Raw genomic sequence first — 24,348 nt, forward strand, 5'->3', positions numbered from 1 at the left:
AGTAGTGGTGCAGACATGGGCGCTCGCCCATGCCACGCCGAGTTGATCGTTGAACTTCACTTCCCGGTACCGTGGCGCCGGTGAATTGTGAACTCGACGCGGATGATTGGCGGGAAACAACCGAAACGGACATGGATTCGGTGGACATCGACTCCTGTGTCGGAACGGGCCCCGCGAAGGTGAGTGAGTAATGGGTGAGGCGATGACCTGGCTTCAGGCGATCGTGTTGGGAGCCGTTCAGGGGTTGACCGAGTTCTTGCCGGTGTCCTCGTCCGGACACCTCCGCATCGTCTCCGGGATCTTCTTCGGTGACGACGCGGGCGCATCCTTCACTGCGGTGACGCAGTTGGGTACCGAACTTGCGGTCCTCATCTTCTTCGCCCGCGACATCGCCCGGATCGTCGTGGCTTGGTTTCGGGGACTGCTGCACGCCGAGCACCGAAGTGATCTCGACTACCGCATGGGCTGGTACGTGATCATCGGCACCATTCCCGTGGGTGTGCTCGGCTTCCTGTTCAAGGATCAGATCCGCACAGGCGCACGCAACCTCTGGCTGATCGCCACCATGCTGATCGTCTTCGCACTCGTGATCGCAGCGGCCGAGTATTACGGGCGCAAGGTCCGTCCGCTCGAGCAGCTGAACGCGCGCGACGGCATCATCATGGGTTCGGCGCAGGCGCTCGCTCTCATTCCCGGTGTTTCGCGATCCGGCGGCACGATCAGTGCGGGCCTGTTCCTGGGGCTCACCCGTGAGGCGGCCGCCAGGTACTCGTTCCTCCTGGCGATTCCCGCAGTGGTTGCGTCGGGCCTCTTCAGTCTCCCCGACGCGTTCGAGCCCGCTGGGGCCGGACTCAACGCCAGTGGTCCTCAGCTTCTGGTCGCCACGATCATCGCCTTCGCTGTCGGCTACGCATCGATCGCCTGGTTGCTGAAGTTCGTGGTCGACCACTCGATGTACTGGTTCGTCGGGTACCGCATCGGTCTCGGTCTGATCGTGATGGCGCTCCTTGCGACCGGTGTCGTCTCGGCAACCTGACCGGGCGTGCGGCCTCGAGTTTAGGCTGGGCACATGACAGTGGTCTTACTTCGTCACGGTCGGTCGACGGCCAACACCGCCGCCACTCTGGCGGGCCACACCACTGGCGTCGCGCTCGACGACCGCGGCCGGCAACAGTCGCGTTCGGTTGTCGACCGCCTTGCGGGGATCCCGTTGGCGGCAATCGTTCGATCGCCACTGCTGCGTTGCGAGCAGACGGTGGAGCCGCTTGCCCTCGACCGAGAGCTGACCGTCGAGGTCGACGACCGGTTGGTCGAGGTCGATTACGGCGAGTGGACCGGCCGTGAGCTGAAGGATCTGGTGAAGGAGCCGCTGTGGAAGGTCGTGCAGCAGCACGCATCCGCGGCGGTGTTTCCAGGTGGCGAGGGGCTGGCGCACGTTCAGTCGCGGGCCGTTGCGGGCGTGCGCGAGCACGACGCCCGGTTGGCGCGCGAACACGGCGGCGACGTGGTGTGGGTGGCATGCAGCCACGGTGACGTCATCAAGTCGATCCTTGCCGACGCGCTCGGCTCCCACCTCGACGGGTTCCAGCGAATCGTGGCGGAACCGGCATCCATAAGCGTCGTTCGCTACACGGACACCCGCCCGTTCGTACTCCGTATGAACGACACCGGTGGCGATCTTTCCGGCCTGGCCGTCGAAGCACCGAAGAACGACGGACGCGTGGTGTCCCGATCGGTGCCCGGCGGAGAGGTCTGACTGTGACTATTGACCATGAGTGTTGACGGATAATGAGAAACAGGAGAGCGGGCACGGTCTCGGCCGAGTCCGGCTTCAACCGAAGGAGGTGCAATGTCCCGCGCGATACACGTATTCCGCACCCCCGATCGATTCATTGCGGGCACGGTCGGGCAGCCTGGTGACCGTTCCTTCTACCTGCAAGCGGTGCACGAAGCCCGGGTGGTGAGTGTCCTGTTGGAGAAGCAGCAGGTCCAGGTACTCGCGGACCGGATGGGTCTGTTGCTCGAGGAGGTTCATCGCCGGTTCGGCACGGATGTGCCTCCCGAAGGCGGTGAGATCGGCGATTCCAGCCCCCTGGTGACTCCGATCGATGCGGAGTTCCGAGTGGGAACGATGGGCCTCGGTTGGGATGCGGACGCCGAAGCCGTGGTCGTCGAGCTGCTGGCCGTCAGCGAGACGGAGTTCGACGAGTCCGTGGTCCTGGACGATTCGGAGGAGGGGCCGGACGCCGTGCGGGTGTTTCTCACCCCGATACAGGCACGGGAGTTCTCGTTGCGTTCGGAGCGGGTCATCGCGGCCGGTCGAGCACCGTGCCCACTGTGTGGCGAGCCGCTGGCACCGGAAGGCCACATGTGCATTCGAACCAACGGATATCGCAGGGGACAGAGTTTCGGACTGCTCACGCCCGATGTGGACGAAGAGGAGTGACGGTTGCCCGTCGATGCACTCCGAGAGGGTGAGCTGACGCTCATCGGGCAGATCACGCACGCGAGCAACGCCACTCTGGTGTGTGACGCGACGTCGGATGAGGAGACCGTTCGATGTGTCTACAAGCCGGTGCGGGGTGAGCAGCCGTTATGGGACTTTCCGGACGGGACCCTGGCTGGGCGTGAATGCGCCTCGTACCTGGTCTCCGAGCAACTCGGTTGGGGAGTGATACCCCGAACGATTCTTCGTGACGGCCCGTTCGGTCCCGGCATGGTGCAGCGTTGGATCGACACCCCGGACCGGCACGGCGCGGACCTGCCCTCGGACGACATCGTGGGCCTCGATCTGGTCGACATCTGTCCGGCCGACGAGGTACCGCCCGGGTTCTTCGAGATCCTGCACGCCACCGACATGGAAGGCTCGAACGTCGCGCTGATTCACGCAGACGATCCCAGACTGCAGCGTATGGCGGTGCTCGACATTCTGATCAACAACGCGGACCGCAAGGGCGGCCATGCGCTCGAGGGTCTCGACGGGTCGGTGTACGGCGTCGACCACGGGATCTGCCTCCACTCGGAGAACAAGTTGCGGACAGTGCTGTGGGGTTGGGCAGGCCGAGAGGTTCCCGGTGCGTTGGTGTCGGACATAGCCGAACTCGTGGACACCCTCGGCGAGGAGTTCGGGGAACGACTGGCCGAACACATCACACCCACCGAGGTGGCTGCACTGCGTGAACGGGCCGGCGCGCTCGTCGAAGCGCCGACGATGCCACGGCCGAACGGGAGTCGCCCCATTCCTTGGCCGGCATTCTGACAGGCGGCAGCTGCACCTACCGCGCTCTCCATTACTCTCGGATGCATGCAGTCTTGGTCCGACATCGCTGTCCCTTCGGTACCCGGTCAGGGGCCGCCGCTGCGGTTGTACGACACCGCCGATCGGCAGGTTCGACCGGTGGTTCCCGGCCCGACGGCGACCATGTACGTCTGCGGTATCACGCCGTACGACGCGACGCATCTGGGCCATGCGGCCACCTACCTGACGTTCGATCTGGTGAATCGCGTCTGGCGTGACGCCGGCCACGACGTCCATTACGTCCAGAACGTGACCGATGTGGACGATCCGCTCTTCGAGCGGGCCGAGCGGGACGGTGAGGACTGGGTGGTGCTCGGTATGCGCGAGACCGCACTGTTCCGTGAGGACATGGAGGCACTGCGTGTCCTGCCGCCCCGTGACTATGTCGGGGCAGTCGAGTCGGTCGGGGAGGTCGTGGAACTCGTCGAGAAGTTGGTGGCCTCCGGAGCGGCCTACGTCGTCGACGATCCCGAGTACCCGGACGTCTACTTCCGGGTCGATGCCAACGAGCAGTTCGGTTACGAATCGGGCTACGACCTCGAGACGATGTCCACCTTCTTCGCCGAGCGCGGTGGCGACCCGGAACGGCCTTGCAAGCGCGACCCGTTGGACGCCCTGGTGTGGCGTGCTGCTCGTCCCGGAGAACCGAAGTGGCCTTCACCGTTCGGTGAGGGACGGCCCGGGTGGCACATCGAGTGCGCGGCGATCGCCCTCAACCGCATCGGCAGCGGATTCGACGTGCAGGGTGGTGGCAGCGATCTGATCTTCCCGCACCACGAGTTCTCTTCTGCGCATGCGGAGTCGGTGACGGGGGAGCGACGCTTCGCGCGGCATTACGTACACACCGGCATGATCGGCCTCGACGGCGAGAAGATGTCGAAGAGCCGCGGGAACCTCGTGTTCGTGTCGAAGTTGCGCGGCGAACAGGTCGATCCCGCCGCGATCCGTCTCGGTCTGCTGTTCGGTCACTACCGACAGGATCGGGCCTGGACCGACCAGGTGCTCGCGGATGCGGAGGCGAGGCTCGACCTGTGGCGAAAGGCTGCGTCGTTGTCTTCGGCTCAGTCCGCGGAGGACACCGTCGGGCGATTGCGTCAGCATCTGGCCGATGACTTGGATACCCCCAAGGCCATCGACGCGCTGGACGGATGGGCGCGCCGTGCGGTCGAGGACGGTGGCTCCGACGCCGAAGCACCCGGATTGTTCGCCGCAGCGGTGGACGCGCTGTTGGGGATCGACCTACTGGGCTGATCGGCGCTCCCGCCGCGCTGCGCCTGTTCACACGAACTCGAACGCGTCCTCCGTCGATGTGAGAGCGCGGCGGCGCAGGGGCGACCCGAGTGCGGCCGCAAGGTCGGAGCCGTCGTGTTCTGCGAGCAACTCCCCGTCGGTCCAGACGAGTAGGGCCGCGCTGACGCTCTGCTCGGCCGACGAGTGCGCCAAATCGTAGTGCGCACAGCCCGGTACGCCCGGATAGGTGATCCACAGGTCGTATCCGGTCATGAACAGATCCAGGTCGAACTGGACACTGAGGCCGAGCAACTCGGCCCGACCGTTGTCGTCGACACCGGCGAATGCTTCGTCGAGGGCCAACAGTCGTGGCGCGTGCGGATCCGCGGAGTCGAGCATCACGTGCGCTGCGGCGAACAGAGGTAGGTGCAGTGACACCGACTGTTCACCACCGGACAGTGCACTGTGCCGCGCGACCGTCAGCCGGTCCTCGCTGCCGTCCGCACCGACCAGAGTGAACGAGAACACCCGCCAGCGTCGGTAATCGAGTGCGGCGGAGAGGATCTCCGGATACGAGCGCTCGGGGTGCGCGGCGCGGGCAGTCCTGATCTGGGTGGCGAAATGGGCTCGCATGGTGGCGAGCTCGTCCGGGCCCAGCGCCGACGAGTCGCGTTCGAGCAACTTCGACACCGCACGCACACTCTCGTCCAGATTGTCCGCGAGAACCCAGTGCACACCGACGGTGCTGCCGGAGGACATCCGCCGCTCCCGCATCTCGGTGCCCATCCTTGCGATCAGCTCGCGAGCGTCGACGGTGCGTTCGTGGATCTGTTGCGCCAAACCGGTCAGTAGTGCGTCCTCGAGGATTCGGCGTTCGGCGTCGGTGAGCAAGAGTTCCTGATGCTCACGGGCAGCAGAGATTCGAGATGCGAACCGGCAGACCGAAGACCAACCCTCGTCGTCCCGAACCCGAACGACAGTGACGCCGTCCGGTGCGTCCCAATGCAATCTGTAGTCCTGTCCGGTCGCCGACAGGCGTGCCTCGAACTCCTGAAGTGCGGTGGTAAGTGCGGATCGCGTCGACTTGCGCGCGGACTCTCCGCCGCGAACTGCCGCGGTCGCAGCGGCAAGAGCTTGATGAAGCGACAGAACATCCGCCGGGAGAACGGTGGTGTCCTCGTCCGACTCCTGCAGGCGATACACGAGTTGGTCCACGGTCAGCCAGGCAGCGGAACTCGCCGGCCAGGCGTGCTCGGTCGCGACACCGAGGAGTTCCAGAAGTTCTCGCTGAGCGTACGGAGCAAGGCGCGCAGCGTCGTTGTGCGTCTCGGTGAGAGCGACGCGCAACGCGGAAACCGCGGCGGTGTGTGCGCCCTCGGCCTTGCCGATGGCTTCGCCTGCGTCCTTGTCTGCCTTGCGGGCGTCACGCTGCTTCTTCTTGCACGACTCGATGCGGGCATGTGCTTCGTCGAGTTGCGCGTCGATCTGCGCTGCGCCGGCCCCGAGCGCCTCACGCAGGGTGTGCAGGCGTTGGGCCTGCTGTGCAAGGGATTCCTGGGCGATCGCGGCTTCTTCGGCGAACTCTTCCGCGGTGTAACGAGCCTCGGTGAGGCGATCGTGGGCTTCCGATGCGTGCTCGATGTCGCGCGCACGATCACGTCGGAATCGCAGAACGAAGTCGCCGCGCTGTTCGAAGTGTCGTACTGCGGCTGCGAGCGAGTCGATATCTCGCGCACTGTGCGGTGTCCGGTGCTTCACCGCTGTGGCGCGAAGCTGCTTCTCCTTCGCGGTCACATCGGCTATGGCCTGGTCGTGCTCCTGTTCGGAGAGAGCGGCCGCCTCGGACCTGCTGCGAAGCACGCCTGCGGATTCGGTGACCGCGACGAGTGCTTTCCGAACGTTCTTGGTGGAGGGTAGTTCTCGGCCGAGGCTCGTCACCTTGGTCAGCACTTCACGTGCTTCGATTTCCTCGGTGCGGAGCCGCGTGAGCGCGGCCTCGGTCGTCGCGATCGATTCGTCGAGTTCAGCGATGCGAGCGTTCCTGCGGCGTTCGCGAGCCGTGGCTCCTATGTATTCCGCCTCGGCCTTCGCGTGCCGCCCGCGCAGCACACCCTGGCGGAATCCGCCCTGAGCATCCACCGAAGGGGTGGGACCGTCGTCGATCGATCGATCCCAGGCGATCGAGGCGAGAACCTCCACGATCAGCGACTCCGAAACTCCCGCATCGGGTTCGGCATCGAGTACGTCGCTCAGCGTGGGACCATCCGGACGATCGTCCGTCGGCAACGAAGTCAGGTACTGCTCGGAATCGGCAGCGGCAACCGCCGCGACGTCGTCGGTGATCCAGGCATCGAGCAGATTCGATGCCTGCAGGGCAGCCTCGACCGACGCCGCCGTCCGCGGGTCGAGCCCGTCGGCGAATCGCACGAGACGCCACAATGGTGCACCGCTCAGCCCGTCGCGTGATCCTGTTCGGGACAACGGTTGCGGCGGCGCATCTTCGTGTTCGGCAGCAACGGACTTTCTGGTTGCTTTCAGTTCCGTGAGAGCCGATTCCGTCGAGGCGATCTCCGCGGCCGCATCCTGGCGGCGTGCCCGAACCGTTTCCACTGCATCGGCGATCGATCGACTGAACACATCGGTCAACGAGTCGGCATCGTCCTCACCGAACTTGGACAGTGCGGTGTCGAGTTCGTCGAAGAGCGTGTCCGCGACACCGAGGCCGGAAAGCAGCTCCGAGTTCTTCGTCCACCATGCGCGCAGATCCACCCCGCACTTGCCGCGGGCGACTTCGACGGCTGCCTCGGCCTCGACCGTCGCGGTCCGAGCCGACTCGTGTAGATCGCGGCTCCTGCGGGCGCTCTCTGCGGCCCGTTCGCGTGCGGCAGTGGCCTTTTCGGCGGCCGCGGAAGCGGTGCGGACTGCTCTGATGTCGCCGTGTCGCTCCTCGGCATGTCCGCGAAGTGCGTTCGTCAGTTGGTCGGAACGACTGGTGTCTGGCAACGCAGTCCACGTGATTCCGGCGTCCTCCGCGGCTGCCTGCAGCTCGTCTTCCGCCAGTGCGAGGGCTTCGGCGGTACGGGTAACCACCTCCTGGGCACGAGCCGACTCCTCGGTGCGTTGTTCGAGAGTCGTTGCAGCCTTGGATGCCTTGTCGACTTGCCCCGCCGTCGAACGCTCGAGGGTTGCGACCGCCTGGGTCAGGTCGTCGAGTTGGGTGCGTCCTTCGTAGGCCGTGGACCGGGTCAGTGCATCGAGATTGGCATTGGCCTGGTCGAGTTCACGTTCTGCCAGGGCGAAGCCTTCTTCGGCGGCGACACGCGCCGACTGTGCGCGCTCACGTTCGGCGACAGCTGCTTTCAGAACCTCGCAACAGCGCGTCACGGAATCGAGGCGCGCGGACAGCTGGTCGACATCGGACTTGGCTTGCAGCTCGAGGTAGCGGGAGTAGACACCCACGAAGCCGTGCACCGCTTCGTCCGCCGCCGTCAGACTCTCGAGAGCCCGCCCGACCTCTTCCATGTCGCTGAACGATCGAGCCGCCTCCAGGACGAGCTGTTCGTCGAGGGGACGTAGGCCGTCGGTGAGAGCTTGCGAGAGACCTTTGGGATCGAGGTTCTTCGCGAGCTGCGGTCGACGCAGGGTCAGGATGAGGTTGATGAGCTGGTCGTAACGTTCTGCGCCGAGACCGAAGAGACGGGCGTCGATCGCGGCGCGATAATCGACGGGGCGATCCTCGATCGAATCCGTTCCGATCTGCTCGGCCAGTTGCTTCTTGGTGAAGGGGCGGTCGTCGTCACCGAGAAGCGAGAAGTCGACGCCCACCCGGCCGTCGGCGACGAAGTACCAACGCGTCACCTTGTCGTTGGTGCGGCTCGCACGCATCCCGATCCCCACGGTGACTGCTTCCGGATCTTCCTTCAACCCGCGGCAGAACTCCATCCACACATAGGAGTACGCGCTCTCCTGCCCCCGGTAGAGGAGGTTGGACTTCATCGTGCGTTCTTCGCCTGCGAACGGGTTGAGTCGACGCGGTTCGATCCGGCCGTCGAAGACGAACGGAAAGAGGACTTCGAGTGCCTTCGTCTTGCCTGATCCGTTGGGCCCGCGCAGCACCAGACGTCCGTCGGCGAACGAGAATTCCTGATCGCGGTAGTCCCACAGATTGATGATGCCGGCACGGGTCGGCCGAAAACGGGTGCTGCTCATGCCGTGGTGTCCTCACTGGTGCTCGGGAACAAGTCGATCTCGGGTGTGCGCTCGCGGATGGTGGCGACCACGCCTCGGTAACGGGCGAGCGCAGGCAGAATCAGGTAGCCGCCGGTCACCGGTACCACCAGATCGAGGCGTTCGAGGAGAGCGAGCGCCGCCCGCCCCAGCCCGACCGGGTCGGCCTGCCATGCTGCGGCGAACGTCCTGCCGTACCGCTCGACGAGGCTCTGCAGGGTGGTGTCCACCCACGCATCTTCGATCAGCGGGAACTCGTGCGGGCTCTCGTCCGGGTCTCTGGGGTTCGTGTCCGAACCTGCCGAATCCGTGTCGTCGACGAGTTCGTCGGCGATTCCGCTCTCGGGAATCGCACGGTCGAGTTCCTCGACGAGCGTCGATCCGAACTGCTCGGGTAGTGGCAGGTGCTCCGGGACCGGGGCGTCCGGGTCCAGCACGCGGTCGGCGATCTCGCCCGCGAGCAGCAGGGCTACCTGTGACACGGTTCCGGTACCGGGAAAGCGGAGGTCCGACATGCGGGCGGAGGTGTCGATCATCGCGACTCCTTCGGCGCGGCGCTCGGCGACCAGCCCGGTCAGGAGTTCGACCTCTTTCGTGGTGCGGGGAATTGCCAGCTGCAGCCGCTCCTCGTCGTCCAGACCGGCGGCGTACACGACGGGTCGGGAGGCGAGCATTCGCCGCACCCGCCGTCCGACCTCGACTGTGTCGCCGCTGCGCTCGGCGAGCAGACCCTGCACGGAACGAAGATGTTGAAGGGCACGCGGTGGTCGGAACAGTGCAACCACCACACCGCGGTCGATGTCGTACAGCGCCTCTCCGGACTCGGGGTCGGCTGCCCAACCGCTCGCATCACCGTCGGTGAGGGCTATCGCTCCGCGCATCGCCAGCCACCCGACCGCATCGACGAATGCATCACGGTCCGAGGCACGTTCGGTGGACAATTCGACTCCGTCGATCTGAGCGGCAGACGCGGCGACGTGATCGGCCAGCTCCGACAACGTGATCTGGCTGCCGGACCGGCCGAGCGCGGCCAGCGACAATGCGAGGTAAGCATATCGACTCCGGTCGAAAGTGCGGTCGGACGCAGTCTTCGCCGGTGACTCCGGATCGAGTCGGTCCGTTGGAGTGAACAGCCGTGCCGTGGTCTCGGTGACGTCGAGTCGGTACCCGAACAACTCGTGCAGATCGTCGCGCAGATCGGTTGCCCACCTGCGAATCAGTGGCAGCGCAAGACGATCCGGGTACGAGCGGGTGATCAGGTGATTCGTGAGAACGAGCCGGGCCGCACGTTGGTAGGAATCGAGTGTCAGAGACGGAATCTCTTCCGCCCTCATCGTATGGTCACCTTCATTCCGTCGAGGAGCAGTCGCCCTCGCTCCGTGTGCACCGTGGTCGACTCGTGGTGCGGGCTCAGTGTCAGCTTGACTCCGTTCTCCGAGCCTGTGGCACCGTCGACGCGGCCGCTCACCGGAACTCGTGACGTGAGTGCGATGTTGAGCAGGCTCAGGAGCACGTCGGTCTCGGCGTTTCCCAGCACCCGTCCGTACGCGTCACCGTCGGCAAGTGACCGTGCTGCGGCGGCACGAGCACGTTGACGGTCGAGCTGTTCTTCGCGCAGACGTCGCACACTGCCGTCGTTGCGTTGGACGCGTGCGGGCAGACCTGGCGAAGGTGGACGTCCGGTCTCGGCCAGTGTTCGCGAAATTTCGATGGGCGGCGCGTCCCACCACGATCGTGAATCCGGTATGACGTCCGAGTCCGGGTGCATGACCGAAAGATGACGAGGTTTACCGAGATCGAAGACGGCGTCGAAGAGTGCATGAGCGGCGGCTTCCGAAGGTGCGGCAGCGAACCAGCCGCCGAGGTGCCGCAGCTGGCTCTCTCGGCTGACCCCGCCTTTGCGGGTCTCGGTCACTCGCCGAAGAAGGGCCAGGACGGCTGCGATGGCACTCATGGTGCCGTCGCCGAGTCGCTCGGATTCGCTGCGACGTGCGGGTTCCGTGACGAACCAGTTGGTGACACCCGTCCATCTCGCCCGCCAGTCTTCGACCCGCTGGTCGAAGGAGAGAAGCACACGCTCGTCGGATGTCGCAGCCAGGCGGATCATCGAATCCGTCCCCGTGGTCTCGACGGTGACGATGGCTTCGGCGATTCGCGGCGTGTACCTCGCCAGGTCCGAGTTGAACTCCCGCATGTGCGTGAGGAGCGCGTCCTTGTGCGACAGGAACGACTCCGGTGTGATGTCGGTGGTGCGAACCAGATCGCCGAGCGTCAGATAGAAGTGCGATGCGCGCGTGGCCATCCCTGAAAGGGTTGCGTCGAGACGGCCCAGCTTTCGGTACACCGCATCGGCATCACCTCGACGGTTCGCGGCTGCCAGGTCCTTCATGTCCGCGAGCAGATCGGGGAGCGCCAACCGCGACAGGGATGCCTCGTCGGTGCGTGCGGCGAGGACTCCTTCGACAGCGCGGAAGACCTGGTATCCGGCCTGGCTGAACTGGTAGACGAAATTCCGGTTCCGGTACTCGGCGAGGGTGGCCGCACGCGTGCCGTCGTAACTGCGTTCGAGGACCTCCCAGACATGCAGCTGCTCGAGCAGCGGAGTCACCTCGGCGGGGGAGAGGCGCGCGGCCGGGTCGTCTGCCGAGATCTTCTCGAGGATGCGCGACACGTCGGCGGCATGGAGTAGGACCACATAGTTCGCGCGTGCGTTGTCGAAGGCACGCAGCACCCAGAGGTATTCCGCACGCTTCTCCGCTGTGGCGAAGGTGAACAGTTTCAGCCTGTCGTCCACGGCCGGGGAGTCGGTGGGTTGCCCGGAGGGAAACGCCCACTCGGCGGTATCGGCGAAATCGGTCACCGTGACAGGTTAAGCGTTGCTCGGTCCGCTGACGGCACCACCGGGCCGAACCGTACAAAGAATCGGACTCGGACGGAACTGTGGAATATACTGAATATGTCGCATGGTGCGATCCACCGTTGAGGTGGTTACCGGTGTTCGCCCGTTTCAGAGGCCGTACACGACGTATGCAATGCCGAGAAGGAGGGCGATCGCGCCGGTCGCAATGCCGGCAACGGTGCGAAACAGGCGCCGCCGACGCTTCTTCCCGGGCGTTTCGTCGTCGGTGGTCGGAGAGGGCAGTTCTTCTGCTGGGGGTTCCTCGGAACGGCCTACAGCGTCGCGGGCCATGACACGTTCCTCGTGAGCGACCGCGTCGATCACTTCGGTGACGTCGTACGAAGGCGGCAGGCCGATCGGTGTGACGCGGTGGGTGGTCGGGTTGAATCCGGCTGCGCGGATGGCTGCTCCGAGTGCAGCAGTCTGTTCGGGTCCCGGACCAACGACGCACCGCACCTCGAATCGCGTTCCCACCGTCTCGGCGATCGCCTGGATCGCCGCCGAATCCCGGGCAACGAGACCGTCACCGGTCACGACGACCGCATCGAGGTTCGCGGGCAGCCACCCGAATGCTCCCAACGCTGTCGCGATACGAGACGTGGGGGAGGACTCGACGGTGGAGGCGAACCTGAACGCCTTACCGGCCGCGACACCGGAACGGACCAGAGCAACGGTCGCTCCGGTGTCGTCTACGTGGTAGATGCCGACGAGTTTGCCCGGCTTCTCGGCGATCTCGGATTCGAACCAGGCTGCCGCAGCCTCGGCATCGGACATGAGGGAGACGTACGAAAGGTCCGCGAAGTCGAGTGCGTCCCGCAACGCGTCCACTGCTGTGGCATCCCATTTGGTGGGATAGGTGGCCATGATGTCCGGTGCGCCACCGGTTCGGCCGCCATGGTCGGGGAGCGGTTCGCATTCACGAAGGAGGCAGCGCATGGCGCCTGCGACGATGTCCTCGGCCCTGAAGAGCGAGCCGTCCTTTGTGGTGATGCCTGCCGGATCTGCCACGCGGGGAAGGAAACCCGACACCGACTGGGTGCCACCCGGCACGCCGACCGGCGTGGAACCGCCGAGCACTGCGCTTCCGTCGCCGCACATGTGCAGAACCGTGTCTCGGACGATGACGATCGGGTCGGGTGAACCCGGGTCGTTCGACGCCACTACGGCAGTCGACACGACGCTGCCGACCCTGAGCCCGACTCCCATGGCCATTACAACTACCCCTACTCCGACCGCATGCGGATCACATTCGCCGCCACGCGGTTACGTGCTTCGTTGCGGTTCCGCGATTCTGGTAAGTCGCAAGCGTACATACCCGGATGTCTGCGGAGTGGGCCCCGTCACCGGGCGCCGGATTCGGTCGTCAGTTCGGCGTGTCGTTTCGCAGTGAAACTCGCCATTGCGTCTCGTTGTCCGCAAGCCAGGTGAGGAGATGCTCGCCCTCCTCGGGATGTCGGCCTCGGCCGCCCAGTAGGTCGGCGCAGGCCTGCGTCGGCGAAGTCAATCGGACGTCGCCGCGAAAGACGGTCCGGTCGAATACGGAGGGGGAGCGAGGTGTCGCGACGACGACGTTCGCGCCGTCCTCGACGATCCGCAAACCCAGGGCGGACGCGAGTTCTTCGCAGTTGTCCGCGTAGATCTGCAGAAGGCGACTGGGTGCCTGCTCGGTCCAGTGGGCGGCCGCGACGGTCCCGGTGATCGCATACAGAAGGTCTGCATGGGCCGACAACCTTTCGAGAACCGACTCCACTCCGTCGGGAGCGAAGTAGCCGACCGACGGGCAGTCGCGGAATCGGACGTCCGAGCTCCACGCCCGCAACATGTCCTTCCATCGGACGCTCGTGATGGGACCACGTGGAAGACGCTCGATCAGGTCACGTTCGGCCAAGGTTTCCACCACTCGATAAGTCGCGCCCGTGGAGGCGCCGCTGAGTCGAATGAGTTGTGGAACCGACAGTTCTCCCGAGTGGTCGGCGAGAGCGCGCACGACCCGCGCTGCCGGGTCGCCGGTGAGTTGGGCTGCGGGCCGTCCCGGTCCGCGCCACGGGTCGGCATCCGCGCCTCGATCGCGGACCCAGATCGCCGGCCGGTCGGCGAACACCGACGTGTTACCTGTCGCATCCGCGTAGGAGAGTCCCTTTGCGTCGAGCTGTTTGCGAACAGGCCCCGAGAGGTAGCGCGCACACACGAATCCCCGATCGGCGTCGGACACCGCGTCCGCGAACCGTGCCGCGTCGCCGGCGAGTACGCCACGAGCGGCGATTACCGAGAAAGACGCAGTTTCGCCCTCGGGGGAGGAGATCAGCAAACGCTCAGGGGCGTCGGCGAGGGAGCGGGCCTTACCCGACTCCAGCGTCCAACCCGGGGGGAGTGCGGCACGTAAGGCGGCCATCGACCGCCGGTAGAGGTCGATGTCGCGCTCTGGCTTCGGAACGGTCGTCTGATTTCGGTCGGTTGGCACATGGTCATGGTAGCAAAATCGGTGACAGACGGAATTAGAGAATAATCCGAATCACGCTCCAGATGCGGATCGTTACGAAACCGAGCCCGTCCCGGTCACGACGACGTACTTCTCGAAATCCTCGAGCCGAGGGCCGCGCCACTGTGCGTGGTTGACGACCCCAGAGACTCGCTAACCACTCACAGGGGGAGGGGTGGGGTCAGGCGCCGAAACTTCCGGGGCCACGCCGCCGGAGATAGCGCTCGAATTCGGCTGCCAGAGCATCGCCGTCGATCTTCGAGATCGCGTCGGAGATTTCGGTCTCGGCATCGCCGCGTTCCTCGAGGGTGCGAACGTACTCGCCGATCTCCTCGTCGTCGGACGTCATCTCGGTGACGGCTTCCTGCCAGTCCTCGGCTTGTCCGGGAAGTTCACCGAGCGGCACTTCGACGTCGAGGACGTCCTCGACTCGCTGCAGCAGGGCGACGGTGGCCTTGGGGTTGGGAGGTTGCGAGACGTAGTGGGGGACCGCAGCCCAGAACGAGACGGCCGGAATGCCCGCGCGAACACAGGCGTCCTGCAGGACGCCCGTGATACCCGTCGGGCCCTCGTACCTGGTCTGTTCGATGTTGAAACGCTCGGCGGCCTCACGGCTGTACGCAGAACCCGTGACCGGGACCGGCCGGGTGTGCGGAGTGTCGGCGAGAAGCGCGCCGAGGATGACGACGGTGTGGATCTTCAAATCTTCGATCAGTTCGATCAGGTCGTCGCAGAAACTCCGCCAGCGCATGTTCGGTTCGATCCCGCGGAGTAGGACGATGTCGCGTTTCGCGCCCGGTGGTGAACACAGCGAAACCCGTGTCGCCGGCCACACGATCTCGCGCGTCACACCCTCTACCTGGCGCACGGTGGGGCGGTTCACCTGATAGTCGTAGTAGTCCTCGGAGTCGAGCTCGGCCAGCGGCTGCGCGTCCCAGATGAGTTCCAGGTGCTCGACGGCGCCACTCGCGGCGTCTCCTGCGTCGTTCCAACCTTCGAACGCCGCGACCAGAATGGGGTCACGCAACACCGGCAGCGCTGTTGTCGGCTCTTCCGAAGCCGCGGATGTCGAAGCGTCGTCCCGTTCGTGGGGCGTGACGGGGAACTCACTGGAACTCACAAGCCCAGCCTACGGCCAGGGTCACTCACTGCGCCTACTACTCTGGACGGCATGTCTGCCCCATTTCACTCTGCACTGCTCGATGCGTTGGCACAGCGCGTTGTGATCGGCGACGGGGCGATGGGCACGATGTTGCAGGATGCGGATCTCACTCTCGACGACTTCATGAACCTCGAAGGTTGCAACGAGATTCTCAACGAGACCCGTCCCGACGTGCTGCGCGCGATCCACCGAGCGTATTTCGAAGCCGGCGCGGACGCCGTTGAAACGAACACGTTCGGATGCAACCTGCCGAATCTCGCCGACTACGACATCGCCGATCGAATCCGTGAACTCTCCGAGAAGGGCACCCGGTTGGCCCGCGAGGTCGCCGACGAGATGGGTCCCGGTCGCGACGGGATGGGCCGTTTCGTCCTCGGCTCGATGGGGCCGGGAACAAAATTGCCCACCCTCGGCCACGCGCCTTTCGCGTCGTTGCGAGACGCGTACGTCGAGGCGGCGATGGGCATGATCGACGGCGGCGCGGACGCGATCCTCGTGGAAACCTGCCAGGACCTTCTCCAGGTGAAGGCGGCGGTCCTCGGCAGTCAGCGCGCTATGGAGAAGCTCGGCCGACGGTTGCCGATCATCACGCACGTGACGGTCGAAACCACAGGAACGATGCTGCTCGGCAGTGAGATCGGCGCCGCACTGACGGCCCTCGAGCCGCTGGGCGTCGACATGATCGGCTTGAACTGCGCTACGGGGCCCGCCGAGATGAGCGAGCACTTGCGGCACCTGTCGAAGAACACCTCGATCCCGGTGTCGGTCATGCCGAACGCAGGTCTTCCGCAGCTCGGCCCCAAAGGCGCCGAGTACCCGCTCACGGCAGATGAACTCGCCGAGGCTCTCAGCGGTTTCGTCACCGAATTCGGTCTCGATCTCGTGGGTGGCTGCTGCGGCACGACGCCCGAGCACATCCGGCAGGTCGCCGATGCCGTTCACGACCTCGAGCGGGCCAGGCGCACGCCGATCCACGAGTCCGGCACGTCTTCTCTGTACACGGCGGTGCCTTTCGAACAGGACGCGAGCATCCTGGTGATCGGTGAACGCACCAACTCGAACGGGTCCAAGGCATTTCGTGAAGCGATGATCGCCGAGGACTACGAGAAGTGCTTGGAGATCGCCAAGCAGCAGACGCGCGACGGTGCGCACATGCTCGATCTCAACGTCGACTACGTCGGTCGTGACGGCGCATACGACATGGCCGCGCTCGCAAGCCGATTCGCGACGGCGTCGACGCTGCCGATCATGCTCGACTCCACCGAACCCGATGTCTTGCAGGCGGGCCTCGAACACCTCGGTGGGCGCAGTGCGGTCAACTCGGTGAACTACGAGGACGGCACCGGACCGGGCTCGCGATTCGAGCGGATCATGACCTTGGTCCGCGAACATGGTGCGGCAGTGGTAGCCCTCACGATCGACGAAGAGGGCCAGGCGCGTACGGCCGAGCACAAGGTCCGCATCGCGAAGCGACTCGTCGAAGACATCACCGGAAATTGGGGTCTCAGCGAGTCCGACATCATCATCGACGCTCTCACCTTCCCGATCTCGACTGGGCAGGAAGAAGTTCGACGCGACGGAATCGAGACGATCGAAGCGATCCGTCAGCTCAAGGAGCTGTACCCGAGCGTTCACTTCACACTCGGAGTGTCGAATATCTCGTTCGGTCTGAACCCCGCAGCACGTCAGGTGTTGAACTCGGTGTTCCTCCACGAATGCACGCAGGCGGGTCTCGACACCGCGATCGTGCATGCGTCGAAAATCCTGCCGATGGCACGTATTCCCGACGAACACCGGGAAGTGGCGCTCGATCTGGTGTACGACCGCCGGAGCGAGGGATACGACCCGCTGCAGAAGCTCATGCAGTTGTTCGAAGGTGTGTCGGCGGCCTCGGCGCGGGAGTCTCGTGCACAGGAGCTCGCAGCCCTTCCACTGTTCGAGCGGCTCGAGCATCGCATCGTCGACGGCGAGCGCACGGGTCTCGAGGACGATCTGATCGAGGCGATGAAGGAGAAGTCGCCGCTACAGATCATCAACGAGACCTTGCTTTCCGGGATGAAGACGGTCGGTGAGCTGTTCGGCTCCGGTCAGATGCAGTTGCCGTTCGTCCTGCAGTCCGCCGAAGTCATGAAGGCGGCCGTGGCGCTCCTCGAGCCACACATGGAAGCGACCGACGACGACGGCAAGGGTCGTCTCGTGATCGCCACCGTGAAGGGTGATGTCCACGACATCGGTAAGAACCTCGTCGACATCATCCTCAGCAACAATGGCTACGACGTGGTCAATTTGGGGATCAAGCAGCCAATCGGCACCATTCTCGATGCGGCTGTCGAACAGAAGGCCGACGTGATCGGCATGTCCGGGCTGCTCGTGAAGTCGACAGTGGTCATGAAGGACAATCTGGCGGAGCTCAATTCTCGTGGTGTGGCCGAGAAGTTCCCGGTGATGCTCGGTGGAGCAGCTCTCACGCGTTCCTTCGTCGAGAACGACCTCGCCGATCTGTACGAGGGCGAAGTCAGTTATGCGCGAGACGCTTTCGAGGGTCTGCATCTGATGGACCAGATCATGGCGATCAAACGGGGCGAGGGGCCCGACCCGGACAGTCCGGAAGCGATTGCGGCCCGGGAGAAGGCGGCAGAGCGCAAAGCGCGCCACGAACGCTCGAAGCGAATCGCCGAGAAGCGCAAGGCGCAGGAAACCCCGGTCGTGGTGCCGGAGCGTTCCGACGTGGCCGCGGACCTACCCGTGCCGGAGCCGCCGTTCTGGGGCACCCGGATCGTCAAGGGTGTTGCGGTGTCCGAGTACTCGGGTCTGCTCGACGAGAGGGCGCTCTTCCTCGGGCAATGGGGGCTTCGTGGGCAGCGCACCGGAGACGGACCGACGTACGAAGAACTGGTGGAGACGGAAGGCCGACCGCGGCTGCGGTACTGGCTCGATCGTCTCAGCACCGAGGGAATCCTCGCGCACGCGGCTGTCGTCTACGGCTACTTCCCGGCAGTGTCCGAAGGTGACGACGTCGTCGTCCTGACCGGTCCCGAACCGGACGCGGAGGAGCGGTGCCGGTTCTCCTTCCCGAGGCAGCAGCGCGGTCGATTCCTCTGCGTGGCGGACTTCGTGCGTTCGCGTAAGGACGCCATAGCATGGGGCGCGGTGGACGTGCTGCCGTTCCAGCTGGTCACGATGGGCCAACCGATCGCAGATTTTGCGAACGAACTGTTCGCGGAGAACGCGTACCGCGACTACCTCGAGGTGCACGGCATCGGCGTGCAGTTGACCGAGTCGCTGGCCGAGTACTGGCACCAGCGGGTTCGTCAGGAACTGGTGCTTCCGGATGGAAGCAGTCTCGCGACCCAGGACCCGGCCGATGTCCAGGAGTTCTTCGATCTGGGGTATCGGGGCGCTCGCTATTCGTTCGGTTACGGCGCCTGCCCGAATCTGGAAGATCGCGCTGTGATGATGTCACTGCTCGAGCCGGAACGTATCGGAGTCAAGTTGTCCGAAGAGTTGCAGCTGCATCCGGAACAGTCGACGGACGCCTTCGTTCTGCACCACCCGGAAGCGAAGTATTTCAATGTATGACGACCCGAGTGCGGCAGCTCCCACGATCCGCACCTTCGGTGGGGTGATGTGGGACATGGACGGCACTTTGCTCGATTCGGAGCGCATCTGGGACGTCGCTGTCAGGGAGCTGTCGGTGCATCTGGGTGGGGTGATGACCGAGGAAACTCGTATCCGGACCATCGGTGCGTCCAGTCCCACCGCGTTGTCGATCATCTTCGAGTCGCTGGGCATCGAACAGTCGTCGGCCGCTCTCGCAGAGGCCAAGGACTGGATGTACAGCCGGGTCGAGGAACTGTTCGCCGACGTCGGCTGGCGGCCGGGCGCGCCGGAGGCACTCGCGACCGCACGTGAGCACGGTGTTCGGACGGCATTGGTGACCAATACCGAGCGTCGATTGGTCGACCGCGCCCTGGATCGGTTGGGGCGCCATCATTTCGACCACGCCGTGTGCGGCGACGACGTTCCGAACGGCAAGCCGAATCCGGACCCGTACCTGCGCGGAGCGGAGCTGCTCGGTCTTCACCCCTCGGACTGCCTTGCGGTCGAGGACTCACCGACGGGCGCCGCTGCCGCGGAAGCGGCCGGCTGCACGGTGTTGGTCGTGCCCTGTGAGGTTCCCGTGCCGGAGTCGCCGAACCGGGTGTTTCGAACGACACTCGAAGGGCTGACCGGACGAGACCTCGAAGCCCTCTGGGCTGCTCCGTCCCGCGTCTGATTTTCGCGAGCGTGCCCGCGCTCGGTATTCTGGATTGCCGTGGCTGTTCCGAAAATCGTCTTGTTCTACGTCTTCACTCCGCTGCCGGACCCGGAGGCGATTCGTCTGTGGCAGCAAACCCTCGCCGAGACGAACGATCTGACAGGGAGGATCATCGTCTCGCCAGACGGGATCAACGTGACCGTGGGTGGTGAGATCGCGAACGTGAAGCGGTACGTGAAGGCCACACGGAGCTATGCACCGTTCAAGACCGCGGACATCAAATGGTCCGACGGCAGCGGGCACGATTTTCCGCGACTGAGCGTCAAGGTTCGACCCGAGATCGTCACATTCGGTGCGCCGAACGAACTCGAGGTCGACGATGGAGGAGTCGTCGACGGTGGGGTCCGCCTCGCGCCGGACGAAGTGCATCATCTCGTCGACACGAGAGGTGAGGACGTCGTCTTCTTCGACGGTCGGAATTCGTTCGAGGCCGAGATCGGCCGCTTCAAGAACGCTGTCGTCCCGGATGTCGCAACGACGCGCGACTTCGCGAAAGAACTCGACAGCGGAAAGTACGACCACCTCAAGGACAAGGCAGTGGTCACGTACTGCACGGGTGGGGTGCGGTGCGAGGTGTTGTCGTCCCTGATGCGATCGCGGGGTTTCGACGAGGTCTACCAGCTGGACGGGGGAATCGTCCGATACGGGGAGGAATACGGGGACGAAGGTCTGTGGGAGGGATCCCTGTACGTCTTCGACAACCGCATGAACATCGAGTTCAGTGAAGGTGCGAAGACCCTCGGTCGGTGCACGACTTGTGGGTCGCCCACTTCGCGGTACGAGAACGACGACTCGGCTCCCGAACGCACCCTCGTGCTGGTTTGCCGCACCTGTGCAGGTGTGGATCAGGCCGTCTGATCGTGGGAAACGCCCCACTGCCCATTCGGGACGGCCTCGGCCCCGACCGCATCCGGATGCCGGCCGACCTCGATGTGAAGACAGTCGCGGAGTTCCTCGCCTTGCAGTACCCGGACGAGGCCGCGAGTTGGCACGCAATGATCGAGCGCGGCGAGATCGTCGACGAACATGCACGCGTCGTGGACGCGCAGACGCGGTACGCGCCGACACGGTTCCTGTACTTCTACCGGGACCCGGCCCCGGAGATCCCCGTTCCGTTCGAGCTAGAGGTTTTGCACCACGACGACGAACTGCTCGTCGTCGACAAACCCCACTTCCTGGCCACCATTCCGCGTGGTGCCCACATCACGGAGACGGCGGTGGTGCGGCTGCGGAAGCAGTTCGACCTCCCCGAACTGACGCCCGCACATCGCCTCGATCGCATGACGGCCGGTGTGCTCGTGTTCGTGATCCAGCGCCGACATCGGCGGGCCTACCAGGAGCTCTTCGTCGACCGACAGGTGGCCAAGGAGTACCGGGCGGTGGCGCGCCACGATCCGAACCTGACGTTTCCCAGGACGGTCCGGAGCCGCATCGTGAAAGAACACGGCGTGATGACGGCTACCGAGGACCCCGGCGAACCCAACAGCGAGACCCGAATCGACCTCGTCGACACCAGGTCGGACCGCGGGCTCTATCACCTCGAGCCCCGCACAGGGCGGACGCACCAATTGCGATTGCACATGTGCTCACTCGGGATCCCGATCGAAGGTGACAATTACTATCCCGAGTTCTCACGGTCGATTCCCGGTGACTTCTCGACGCCGCTGCAGCTACTCGCCTCCGCCGTGGAATTCACCGACCCGCTGTCGGGGAGGGCCAGAAGGTTCGAGTCCGAGCGCTTCCTGCACTGGTGAAGCGTCCCGAATGGAAGCCCTGTTCTCGTCGTGAAACAATGGCTACTCGTGAAGACCTTCGAATCCCTGTTCGCCGAGCTGTCCGAGCGTGCCGAAACCCGTCCCGAGGGTTCGGGCACCGTTGCTGCGTTGGGCGCCGGCGTCCATTCGCAGGGGAAGAAGATTCTCGAGGAGGCCGGCGAAGTCTGGATCGCCGCGGAGCACGAGAGCGACGAAGCGCTCTCCGAAGAGATCTCACAGCTCCTGTACTGGGTGCAGGTCCTCATGGTGGGGAAGGGGCTGAAGCTCGAGGACGTCTACCGACACCTGTGAACGCACACCGTTCCCGCTGACGACCTCCTGATCTTTCCTCCGAAAGGACCCACCATGTTGCGTGTTGCCGTCCCGAACAAAGGCTCGCTGTCCGAGTCCGCCGCCGAAATTCTCAGTGAGGCGGGATATCGGCGTCGCACCGATTCACGAGACCTCACGGTCCTCGACCCCGCGAATCAGGTCGAGTTCTTCTTTCTTCGTCCCAAGGACATCGCCATCTACGTGGGATCGGGGGAGCTCGACCTCGGCATCACCGGACGCGACCTAGCCCTCGACTCGGCCGCACCCGTCGCCGAGCGGTTGTCGCTCGGATTCGGTCGGTCTTCCTTCCGCTACGCCGCCCCCGCCGGTCGCGAGTGGACCGTGGAGGATCTTGCCGGGCGCCGAATCGCCACCTCGTACCCCAACCTGGTGCGCGCCGACCTGGCAGCGCGGGGGATCGAGGCATCCGTGATTCGACTCGACGGAGCTGTCGAGATTTCCATCCAGCTGGGCGTTGCCGACGCCATTGCCGACGTCGTCGGATCGGGCCGCACGCTCAAGCAGCACAACCTCGTCGCCTTCGGTGATGTTCTGTGCGACTCGGAAGGGGTCCTGATCGAACAGGCCGGATCGCCCGCCGACAATGCAGCCCGCAATCAGCTCATCGAGCGGGTGCGTGGCATCGTGTTCGCGCAGCAGAACCTCATGCTCGACTACGACTGCCCCAAGACGATCCTCGAGGACGCCCTGAAGATCACCCCGGGTCTCGAATCTCCGACCCTGTCACCGATGGCGGACGACCGCTGGACGGCCGTCCGTGCGATGGTTCCGATCAAGGGACACAACGACGTGATGGATCAACTGGCCCGGCTCGGTGCGAAAGCCATCCTGGCGTCGAACATCAGGTCTGTTCGCGCTCTCTGACCGATCCGTCAGCGTTTCCGCACCAGCAGGGTTTGGGCGATCCGGCCCACCGGGCCACATTCGTCGTAGAGGATTCCGGCGCACATACCGACACCGTCGGGGCCGATCGAAGTCTCGGCACCGACGCCGATCCACTCACCGTCGGGTACCCGGAAGACGTGCACGGTGAGATCGGTGTTGAGGAACGTCCACTCCGCGGGATCGATCTTGGCGCCGACGCCGTTGGAGATGTCGGCAACCGAGAACAGCAGCTCCATGGGCGTGAGTGGCTCGCCGCGGACCAAGTCGGGCTTCGGACGAACCCAGACGAGACCCGGTCCGTCGCCACCGATCTCGTCGATCCACGACCAGTGCAGAGTATCGAGGTATCCCCCGCTCCACATGCCGCCGAGCGTGCCGACGCTTGTGCTCGTGTCGCGTGCAGGCATCTGTGGGTCGGCGGAATGAGTGACTTCGGTGCTGTCCGTCGTCGCCATCCGCCAAGCGGTCGCGCTGGCGACCACGCGCCGTCCACCGTCCGGGGTATCTGCGGACAGTTCGGCCGCGACCAACTCGACGTTGCGTCCGGGCCGCTGAAGCCACGCGTGCACTTCGAGTTCCGTGATGGGTATCGGTCCGAGAATTTCGATGACCACTCGGGTCAGACGTGCACCCTCACGCGGTGAGCATCGCTCCAGAGCCCGCACCAGAAGTGCCGAAGGAGGAGCGCCGTGTTGCATGGTCGACGCCCAGAGGCTCGTGGTGAGGTCGGTGGCGAGGAATCGTTCCACACCTACCGACGAACCTTGACCGAGCGGTACGAAATAGGCGTCGTCACTCATCGTTCTCCTTGCTGTGCGTTCTCGCGCGGTGATTCCGGCCAGCCGGGATACGGCGGAGGTGTGCCACCGAACGAGGGGCACAGCGCTTTGTGATCGCACCAATTGCACAGTCGCCCCGGCTTCGGACGGAAATCCCCTGTGGCGCCTGCGGTGAGAATGGCCGACCACATCGCGGAGAGCGTCCGCTCGAATCGGAGAAGTTCGGCTTCGTCGGGCGCATACATCAGCACGGTCTCGGATGCCAGATAGAGCAGGCGCAGTTGCGCAGGCACGATCTGCCTGGTGCGCAGCAGCATCAACGCGTAGAACTTCATCTGGAACAGTGCTTTGGACTCCATCGCCTCCCCGGGAGCACGCCCGGTCTTGTAGTCGACGATGCGGACCTCACCGGTGGGTGCGACGTCGATACGGTCGACGAATCCCCGCAGGAGCACACCGTTGTCGAGTTCTGCTTCGATGCGAAGTTCGCACGCTCGGGCATCGAACCGAGTCGGATCTTCGAGTTGGTAGTAGGAAGCCACCAGCTTCCCGGCTTCGTTCAGAAACTTCTCTCGATCGTCGTCACCGTCGAGAAGCTCTTCGAGCTCGGGTGAATTTCGGAGAATCGTTTCCCACGATGGCGCGACCAGATCGAGCGCGCGCGCCTTGTCACGTTGATCGGTGGGAAGTGCGAACAGCGATTCGAGTGCGGCATGCACGACCGTGCCCTTGACCTGCGCCTTGGTCGCCTTCTCCGGGATCTTGTCTATTGCGCGAAACCGGTAGAGCAGCGGACATTGCCGATAATCCCCGGCACGCGACGGCGACAATGCAGGTCGCCTGGGAGCGGGCGATGCCTCGGAGCTCTGTGACGTGGGACCCTTGGAGACGGGGGCTGACGACGGTGCGATGCTCACACCTGGCAGGGTATGCGGGCGGTCCGACACGTAGTCGGCCGGACAC

At 64.7% G+C, this 24,348-nt stretch carries 19 protein-coding genes; 11 read left to right on the forward strand and 8 right to left on the reverse strand.

Going from position 1 to position 24,348, the window contains the following annotated elements; genetic code table 11:
- Positions 1-190 precede the first annotated feature (190 nt).
- The 5 genes from ACFWO3_RS08450 to mshC all read left to right on the forward strand — a co-directional run bounded on the left by ACFWO3_RS08450 (position 191) and on the right by mshC (position 4,549).
- On the forward strand, positions 191-1,036 hold the full coding sequence (locus tag ACFWO3_RS08450) for an undecaprenyl-diphosphate phosphatase (RefSeq protein ID WP_378576036.1): 846 nt from the start codon (positions 191-193) through the stop codon (positions 1,034-1,036).
- A gap of 33 nt (positions 1,037-1,069) precedes the next feature.
- Entirely contained in the window at positions 1,070-1,756 is a 687-nt protein-coding gene (locus ACFWO3_RS08455) for a histidine phosphatase family protein (RefSeq protein ID WP_378576040.1), read from the forward strand.
- A 93-nt stretch (positions 1,757-1,849) separates the two neighbouring features.
- Positions 1,850-2,446, forward strand: a complete 597-nt coding sequence (locus tag ACFWO3_RS08460) for a DUF3090 domain-containing protein (RefSeq protein WP_378576043.1) — start codon at positions 1,850-1,852, stop codon at positions 2,444-2,446.
- Between the two features lie 3 nt (positions 2,447-2,449).
- Positions 2,450-3,259 carry an SCO1664 family protein gene (locus tag ACFWO3_RS08465; RefSeq protein ID WP_378576046.1) on the forward strand — a complete coding sequence of 270 codons (810 nt, stop codon included), beginning with the start codon at positions 2,450-2,452 and terminating at the stop codon, positions 3,257-3,259.
- 45 nt (positions 3,260-3,304) lie between these two features.
- Positions 3,305-4,549, forward strand: coding sequence for a cysteine--1-D-myo-inosityl 2-amino-2-deoxy-alpha-D-glucopyranoside ligase (gene mshC / locus ACFWO3_RS08470; RefSeq protein WP_378576049.1), 1,245 nt, complete (start codon positions 3,305-3,307; stop codon positions 4,547-4,549).
- A gap of 27 nt (positions 4,550-4,576) precedes the next feature.
- Here the strand turns inward: mshC and ACFWO3_RS08475 are convergent, their stop codons facing one another.
- The 6 genes from ACFWO3_RS08475 to ACFWO3_RS08500 all read right to left on the reverse strand — a co-directional run bounded on the left by ACFWO3_RS08475 (position 4,577) and on the right by ACFWO3_RS08500 (position 15,253).
- Positions 4,577-8,737, reverse strand: coding sequence for a TIGR02680 family protein (locus ACFWO3_RS08475; RefSeq protein ID WP_378576052.1), 4,161 nt, complete (start codon positions 8,735-8,737; stop codon positions 4,577-4,579).
- Positions 8,734-10,089: a TIGR02678 family protein gene (locus ACFWO3_RS08480; RefSeq protein WP_378576055.1), complete on the reverse strand. Its 1,356-nt coding sequence runs from the start codon at positions 10,087-10,089 to the stop codon at positions 8,734-8,736. The genes ACFWO3_RS08475 and ACFWO3_RS08480 overlap by 4 nt, the downstream gene beginning before the upstream one ends.
- A complete protein-coding gene (locus ACFWO3_RS08485; RefSeq protein ID WP_378576646.1) occupies positions 10,086-11,537 on the reverse strand; it encodes a TIGR02677 family protein in 1,452 nt (483 codons plus the stop codon). Before ACFWO3_RS08485 ends, ACFWO3_RS08480 begins: the two co-directional genes overlap by 4 nt.
- A 225-nt stretch (positions 11,538-11,762) precedes the next feature.
- A complete protein-coding gene (locus ACFWO3_RS08490; protein ID WP_378576058.1) occupies positions 11,763-12,866 on the reverse strand; it encodes a hypothetical protein in 1,104 nt (367 codons plus the stop codon).
- A 151-nt stretch (positions 12,867-13,017) separates the two neighbouring features.
- Positions 13,018-14,046 (reverse strand): helix-turn-helix transcriptional regulator, encoded by a 1,029-nt coding sequence (locus ACFWO3_RS08495; protein ID WP_378576648.1) that lies wholly within the window; start codon positions 14,044-14,046, stop codon positions 13,018-13,020.
- A gap of 268 nt (positions 14,047-14,314) precedes the next feature.
- Positions 14,315-15,253 (reverse strand): PAC2 family protein, encoded by a 939-nt coding sequence (locus tag ACFWO3_RS08500; protein WP_378576061.1) that lies wholly within the window; start codon positions 15,251-15,253, stop codon positions 14,315-14,317.
- Between the two features lie 51 nt (positions 15,254-15,304).
- On the opposite strand from ACFWO3_RS08500, the gene metH reads away from it, so the two are divergent.
- Genes metH through hisG form a run of 6 tightly spaced genes read left to right on the forward strand, consistent with a single transcriptional unit; the run spans position 15,305 to position 22,585 of the window.
- Positions 15,305-18,874 carry a methionine synthase gene (gene metH, locus ACFWO3_RS08505; protein ID WP_378576064.1) on the forward strand — a complete coding sequence of 1,190 codons (3,570 nt, stop codon included), beginning with the start codon at positions 15,305-15,307 and terminating at the stop codon, positions 18,872-18,874.
- Positions 18,867-19,571 (forward strand): HAD family hydrolase, encoded by a 705-nt coding sequence (locus ACFWO3_RS08510; RefSeq protein ID WP_378576066.1) that lies wholly within the window; start codon positions 18,867-18,869, stop codon positions 19,569-19,571. Before metH ends, ACFWO3_RS08510 begins: the two co-directional genes overlap by 8 nt.
- 39 nt (positions 19,572-19,610) lie before the next feature.
- Positions 19,611-20,471: a rhodanese-related sulfurtransferase gene (locus tag ACFWO3_RS08515; protein ID WP_378576069.1), complete on the forward strand. Its 861-nt coding sequence runs from the start codon at positions 19,611-19,613 to the stop codon at positions 20,469-20,471.
- 2 nt (positions 20,472-20,473) lie between these two features.
- Positions 20,474-21,367, forward strand: coding sequence for a pseudouridine synthase (locus tag ACFWO3_RS08520; protein WP_378576072.1), 894 nt, complete (start codon positions 20,474-20,476; stop codon positions 21,365-21,367).
- Between the two features lie 30 nt (positions 21,368-21,397).
- A complete protein-coding gene (locus ACFWO3_RS08525) occupies positions 21,398-21,679 on the forward strand; it encodes a phosphoribosyl-ATP diphosphatase (RefSeq protein ID WP_378576075.1) in 282 nt (93 codons plus the stop codon).
- A 54-nt stretch (positions 21,680-21,733) separates the two neighbouring features.
- Entirely contained in the window at positions 21,734-22,585 is an 852-nt protein-coding gene (hisG, locus tag ACFWO3_RS08530) for an ATP phosphoribosyltransferase (RefSeq protein ID WP_378576077.1), read from the forward strand.
- Positions 22,586-22,593: 8 nt separating this feature from the next.
- Here the strand turns inward: hisG and ACFWO3_RS08535 are convergent, their stop codons facing one another.
- Both ACFWO3_RS08535 and ACFWO3_RS08540 read right to left on the reverse strand, forming a co-directional pair.
- The gene (locus ACFWO3_RS08535) at positions 22,594-23,406 is read right to left on the reverse strand and encodes a thioesterase family protein (protein WP_378576080.1); all 813 of its coding nucleotides are present in this window, start codon (positions 23,404-23,406) and stop codon (positions 22,594-22,596) included.
- Positions 23,403-24,302, reverse strand: a complete 900-nt coding sequence (locus ACFWO3_RS08540) for a RecB family exonuclease (RefSeq protein WP_378576083.1) — start codon at positions 24,300-24,302, stop codon at positions 23,403-23,405. Before ACFWO3_RS08540 ends, ACFWO3_RS08535 begins: the two co-directional genes overlap by 4 nt.
- Positions 24,303-24,348 lie beyond the last annotated feature (46 nt).

Origin of the sequence: Rhodococcus sp. NPDC058521 (assembly GCF_042719695.1) — a bacterium.
In the GTDB taxonomy this organism is placed as follows: domain Bacteria; phylum Actinomycetota; class Actinomycetes; order Mycobacteriales; family Mycobacteriaceae; genus Rhodococcus_F.

Bases quoted from the DNA above. Each gene is read 5' to 3' on its own strand.
- hisG (WP_378576077.1), top strand. From the start codon at position 21,734: ATGTTGCGTGTTGCCGTCCCGAACAAAGGCTCGCTGTCCGAGTCCGCC.
- ACFWO3_RS08535 (WP_378576080.1), bottom strand. From the start codon at position 23,406: ATGAGTGACGACGCCTATTTCGTACCGCTCGGTCAAGGTTCGTCGGTA.
- mshC (WP_378576049.1), top strand. From the start codon at position 3,305: ATGCAGTCTTGGTCCGACATCGCTGTCCCTTCGGTACCCGGTCAGGGG.
- ACFWO3_RS08495 (WP_378576648.1), bottom strand. From the start codon at position 14,046: ATGGCCGCCTTACGTGCCGCACTCCCCCCGGGTTGGACGCTGGAGTCG.
- ACFWO3_RS08475 (WP_378576052.1), bottom strand. From the start codon at position 8,737: ATGAGCAGCACCCGTTTTCGGCCGACCCGTGCCGGCATCATCAATCTG.
- ACFWO3_RS08490 (WP_378576058.1), bottom strand. From the start codon at position 12,866: ATGGCCATGGGAGTCGGGCTCAGGGTCGGCAGCGTCGTGTCGACTGCC.
- ACFWO3_RS08455 (WP_378576040.1), top strand. From the start codon at position 1,070: ATGACAGTGGTCTTACTTCGTCACGGTCGGTCGACGGCCAACACCGCC.
- ACFWO3_RS08450 (WP_378576036.1), top strand. From the start codon at position 191: ATGGGTGAGGCGATGACCTGGCTTCAGGCGATCGTGTTGGGAGCCGTT.
- ACFWO3_RS08460 (WP_378576043.1), top strand. From the start codon at position 1,850: ATGTCCCGCGCGATACACGTATTCCGCACCCCCGATCGATTCATTGCG.
- ACFWO3_RS08480 (WP_378576055.1), bottom strand. From the start codon at position 10,089: ATGAGGGCGGAAGAGATTCCGTCTCTGACACTCGATTCCTACCAACGT.
- metH (WP_378576064.1), top strand. From the start codon at position 15,305: ATGTCTGCCCCATTTCACTCTGCACTGCTCGATGCGTTGGCACAGCGC.
- ACFWO3_RS08510 (WP_378576066.1), top strand. From the start codon at position 18,867: ATGTATGACGACCCGAGTGCGGCAGCTCCCACGATCCGCACCTTCGGT.